The 5,282-nt window shown below is 34.6% G+C and carries 6 protein-coding genes; all 6 read left to right on the plus strand.

Annotated features, from left to right (window positions below; all coding sequences use genetic code 11):
- On the plus strand, window positions 1-1,061 hold a 1,061-nt coding region (locus ABY905_RS13705), incomplete at its 5' end, for an ice-binding family protein (protein ID WP_372644823.1).
- Window positions 1,062-1,786: 725 nt separating this feature from the next.
- The gene (locus ABY905_RS13710; protein WP_372644825.1) at window positions 1,787-2,014 is read left to right on the plus strand and encodes a hypothetical protein; all 228 of its coding nucleotides are present in this window, start codon (window positions 1,787-1,789) and stop codon (window positions 2,012-2,014) included.
- A gap of 129 nt (window positions 2,015-2,143) precedes the next feature.
- Window positions 2,144-2,614 (plus strand): hypothetical protein, encoded by a 471-nt coding sequence (locus tag ABY905_RS13715; RefSeq protein ID WP_372644827.1) that lies wholly within the window; start codon window positions 2,144-2,146, stop codon window positions 2,612-2,614.
- Between the two features lie 300 nt (window positions 2,615-2,914).
- Window positions 2,915-3,985: an ice-binding family protein gene (locus ABY905_RS13720; RefSeq protein WP_372644829.1), complete on the plus strand. Its 1,071-nt coding sequence runs from the start codon at window positions 2,915-2,917 to the stop codon at window positions 3,983-3,985.
- A 264-nt stretch (window positions 3,986-4,249) separates the two neighbouring features.
- On the plus strand, window positions 4,250-4,810 hold the full coding sequence (locus tag ABY905_RS13725) for a helix-turn-helix domain-containing protein (RefSeq protein WP_372644831.1): 561 nt from the start codon (window positions 4,250-4,252) through the stop codon (window positions 4,808-4,810).
- 62 nt (window positions 4,811-4,872) lie between these two features.
- A partial coding sequence (locus ABY905_RS13730; protein WP_372644833.1) for a PAS domain-containing protein occupies window positions 4,873-5,282 on the plus strand: 410 nt, incomplete at its 3' end.

Below are 5,282 nucleotides of genomic sequence, written 5' to 3' on the forward strand. Positions count from 1 at the left end.
TCGGAGCAGAAAGTTTAGCAGGTAAGACGCTTGCTGCTGATAAAGTATGGAGTTTTACAACTGGTATTTTACCCGATGATATATCACCTTCGATATCTTTAACAGACCCTGTAAACAACGCAGTGGGTGTAATTCGCAGTAAAATAATTACTGCAGCATTCAGTGAGGAAATGGATCCTTTAACGATCAATACTGCAACATTTACATTAATGCAAGGATCAAATACAGTTTCTGGTGTTGTGGATTATTCAGGAACGACAGCAACTTTTACACCAACTAATAGCTTAGCGGCAGCAACAATTTATACTGCAACCTTAACTACCGAAGCAAAAGATTTAGCTGGTAATGCCCTTGCTGCTGATAAAGTATGGAGTTTCACAACTGTAGCTGCATCAGCTGGTCTGGCTGTAGTTGAACTTGGAACTGCAGGTGATTATGCAATTCTTGCTAAAACCGCGATCAATAACAATCCTACTTCTGATATTACCGGAGATTTGGGTTTAAGTCCGGCAGCCACATCGTATATTACAGGACTTTCCTTAACCGATTTTACAGGATATGCAACATCGGCTCAAGTTACCGGTGAAATTTATGCAGCCGATATGGTAACTCCTACTTCAATTAATTTAACGACATCTGTTGAAAATATGATCACAGCTTATAACGATGCTGCAGGTCGTCCAACTCCTGATTTTCTTGAGTTAGGAACTGGAAATTTAGGAGGGAAAACGCTTGTTCCAGGTTTATATAAATGGACAAGTACTGTTACCTTACCTACTGATGTTACCATTTCGGGTGGAGCAGACGATGTTTGGATTTTCCAGATTTCAGGTGATCTTAATATGAGTGCAGCAGTAAATGTTACGCTTGAAGGTGGAGCCCAAGCTAAAAATATTTTCTGGCAGGTAGCCGGTGAAGCGACTTTTGGAGCAACATCTCATTTTGAAGGTATTATTTTGTCAATGACGGGCATTACTTTTCAAACAGGAGCATCCTTTAATGGAAGAGCTTTAGCACAAACCTCTGTAATTCTAGACGGTAATATCGTTGTTGAACCGTAATAGATTCTATAAATTGATTTGAGAGAGGTAGCCTAATTAGGCTACCTCTTTATTTAGTTTATAAAAGCTTTTTAAAAAAACTAAATTGATTATTCCCATTAAAAAAAACTTCAACTTATTTAATTTAAAATAGATATGAAAAAAATCAGAACATTAGTAATATTAGCTTTGGGTATATGTCTTTTATTCGGTACATCATCCTGTGTTGTAGCTCATAAAACAAATAACGGAAAACATAAGGGATGGTACAAGAATTCCAATAACCCACATAATTCCCATCACTCAAAATCGAAAAGATCCCATGGGAAAAAGCATAAATGATTCTATTCAAAATATACAGATTTTGTCGGGGTGTTTACTCACAAATCCCTTTTATGAATTAGGGTGGAGGGAAACGAATCGACACTTTATTTTCATGCACGAAATATGTGAATGATGTATTATTTAAATTTAAATAGAGTTGTGTAAGCTATTGTGATTTGAACCTGCTCACCTTTGTCTTTTAAAATAATGGCTGGAATAAATTAACGAAATGGATATAATAGGAAATTTGCTTTGAGTAATTTCTATGCTATTTATCATAATATAGGCTGTTGACTGCTTTGAATATAATACAGGCGAAGCTATTCATATTCCATTTGTTATTGCAATAGTTACTTAATTTATCAAGGATTATCCAGGATAGATATTAAAAAAAATACGATTTATTACTAATAATTTAAAACATGGATAAAAGTAATATGAAAAAAGCTGGATTAATTGTTCTGATAATTGGTGTAATTATGACCATTTTCACAACCTTCAGTTTCTTTACAAAAGAAAATGTAATTGACATAGGGGATGTTCAAATAACAAGAAATCAACAACATAAATTGAGATGGTCGCCTTTTATAGGACTAACGGTAATTGGACTGGGTGGTATTGTAATCATCTTGGCTATAAGGAAAAAATAATTTAAAACATAGAGGGGATCATTACCAACTGGTCTGGATTTAAATTAATTACAGATGGAGTCTGAAAACCATTTCAAACGGGGCGTAACCGAAAAGCCAAACGAGTAGGAATTAATTCATCTAAATATCATGAAAAAAATTGTTACGACTTTATTGATTCTATTCTGTATGTCTTCAGTCAATTTTGCACAAGATTACAACACAGGAATTGGTCTAAGGACAGGATATTCAAATGGTTTAATATTAAAGCATTTCATTAGTAATAAAACGGCTCTTGAAGGTATTCTTTCAACAAGATGGCAAGGGGTTGAACTAACAGGACTTTATGAAATTCAAAATAGGATTGGCAATGCTGAAAGGTTGAATTGGTATTTTGGATTCGGTGGTCATATTGGAATCTGGGATGGTGATCATGCAAACTGGGGAACTCCTGGAAAAAGCTACACCGTTATAGGACTTGATGGCATCATTGGATTGGAATATAACTTTACTGAAATACCCATAAACATTGGCATTGATTGGAAGCCCACTTTTAATATTTTTGGATATAGCGGTTTTTGGGGGGACGGTGGCGCACTTTCTATACGTTATATATTTTAAGGATAAAGGAGAGGGTATTCAAAAAAAATATGCGAACTATCCTTCTTGCGTAGTCAGAAGCCTGTCAGTTATCGGCGTTCAACAGATTAATCCATTCGCTCATGAAGGCAGGCCCTGCCTTCGCAGGAATGAGTATCTGAATGAAAAATGACTTTTGTACTCTCTTAATTTACTTTTCATATTAAATAGACTAAATCTACCAAATGTGTGAATGATGTAACTTAATAGCATTTTGGTGTAACATTTCAGCATGTTAATGTAATTACCTTTGTTTTGTACAATATAAATTAAATCTATTATATGAAATTAAAAAATCTATTATCAACCCTTGCAATTGCAGCGGTTGTTTTGATGTTGGGTTGTTCAAAAGACGACGATAGCGATTTAAATCTTGCACCAACGGTGAATTCTTCCGAGCCGGCAAACAATGCTGTGGATGTACTTCGTAGTAAAATAATTACTGCAGAATTCAGTGAGGAAATGAATCCTTTAACGATCAATACTGAAACATTTACATTGACGCAAGGAACAAATGCAGTTTCTGGTGTTGTGGATTATTCAGGAACAACAGCAACTTTTACACCAACTAATAGCTTAGCCGCTGCAACAATTTATACTGCGACGCTAACAACCGGAGCAGAAAATTTAGCAGGTAAGACACTTGCTGCTGATAAAGTATGGAGTTTCACAACTGTAGCTGCATCAGCAGGCTTGGCTGTAGTTGATCTTGGAGCAGCAGGTAATTATGCGATTCTTGCTAAAACCGCGATCAATAGCAATCCTACTTCCAATATTACCGGAGATTTGGGCTTAAGTCCAGCAGCCACATCGTACATTACGGGACTTTCCTTAACCGATTTGACAGGATATGCAACATCGGCTCAAGTTACCGGTCAAATTTTCGCGTCTGATATGGCATCTCCAACTCCAATTAATTTAACGACATCTGTTGAAAATATGACTACCGCTTATAACGATGCGGCAGGTCGTCCAACTCCTGATTTTTTAGAATTAGGAACTGGAAATTTAGGAGGTAAAACGCTTGTTCCAGGTTTATATAAATGGACAAATACTGTTACCTTGCCAACTGATGTCACCATTTCGGGTGGAGCCAATGATGTTTGGATTTTCCAGATTTCAGGTGATCTTAATATGAGTGCTGCAGTAAATGTAACGCTTGAAGGAGGAGCCCAAGCGAAAAATATTTTCTGGCAGGTAGCTGGTGAAGCGACTTTTGGAGCAACATCTCATTTTGAAGGTATTATTTTGTCAATGACAGGTATTACTTTTCAAACAGGAGCATCCTTTAATGGAAGAGCTTTAGCACAAACCTCTGTAATTCTAGACGGTAACACAGTTGTTGAGCCGTAATAGATTATTTTAACTAGATTTGAAAGAGGTAGTCTATTAAGGCTACCTCTTTATTTAGTTTAGAAGAGCATTTTTTTAACTAAATTGATTATTTCCATAAAATAACTTAACTTTTTTTTGATTGTTAAGAATTTTTCCATTTTAAAAAGTATATTAAGTGACAAATGTCACAAAAAAGTGTGTGAATGATGTAATTTATAATAGAAGTTGTCTAACCCTTTATGATATAAAAACGACCATTTTTATAAAGATTTATAAAAAAAAATGAAATTATATATCAAGTACATGGTAAGTAACCGTTGTAAAACCGCGGTTAAAGAAGAATTGAAAAAACTTAGGCTACATTTCATGGTTGTAGATTTAGGCGAAGTTGAGATCATGGAAAATATTTCTGTGGAGCAAAGAGAACAGCTACAAAGAGCCTTACTCGTCACAGGACTTGAATTAATGGATGACAAGAGAGCTATATTGATTGAAAAAATAAAAACGGTTATTATTGAAATGATCCATCATACGGATGAAATAATCAAAACAAACTTTTCTGATTTTTTAAGTGAAAAATTAAATCACGATTATACTTATCTCGCTAATTTATTTTCAGAAGTACAAGGAACTACTATCGAGAAATTTATTATCTCTCATAAAATCGAAAAGATAAAAGAATTGATTATTTATGATGAATTAACCATTACAGAAATTGCATGGAAAATGAATTATAGTAGTGTAGCTCATTTATCTAATCAGTTTAAAAAGGTTACAGGACTCTCCCCTTCTCATTTTAAACAATTGAAGAATAAAAGACGAAGCCCCATTGAAGAAATTTGAAATATACCCGATAATATTCAAACAAGATAAATTACTTTTTCAGAAGCAGTACAAAAAATAAAATGGAAACAACAAAAAGTAAATCCGATAGAAATAGGGATCAATACACCAGAAGTTTGATAGAAGCTAGTTTAGATCCACTGGCTACTATCAGTGCAGAAGGAAAGATAACGGACGTAAACGAGGCATTAATAAAAGTTACCGGTATTTCACGTGAAGAACTAATAAATACTGATTTTTCAAATTATTTTACCGATCCTAAAAAAGCACAAGAAGGTTATATTCAGGTTTTTGAAAAAGGTTTTGTAGCCGACTATCCCTTAACTATAAGACATAAAAACGGGAATTTAACTGATGTGTCATACAATGCTTCCGTTTATAAAGATGATAAAGGAAATGTTCTCGGAGTTTTTGCGGCAGCTCGCGATGTTACAAATCAAAAATGGGTAATAGAGTTAAGAAAAGCCAATAA

This window comes from Ancylomarina sp. (assembly GCF_041555295.1).
Classification (GTDB): domain Bacteria; phylum Bacteroidota; class Bacteroidia; order Bacteroidales; family Marinifilaceae; genus Ancylomarina.

Coding starts and splice junctions, on each gene's coding strand:
- ABY905_RS13710 (WP_372644825.1), top strand. CDS start 1,787: ATGGATAAAAGTAATATGAAAAAAGCTGGATTAATTGTTCTGATAATT.
- ABY905_RS13715 (WP_372644827.1), top strand. CDS start 2,144: ATGAAAAAAATTGTTACGACTTTATTGATTCTATTCTGTATGTCTTCA.
- ABY905_RS13720 (WP_372644829.1), top strand. CDS start 2,915: ATGAAATTAAAAAATCTATTATCAACCCTTGCAATTGCAGCGGTTGTT.
- ABY905_RS13725 (WP_372644831.1), top strand. CDS start 4,250: ATGAAATTATATATCAAGTACATGGTAAGTAACCGTTGTAAAACCGCG.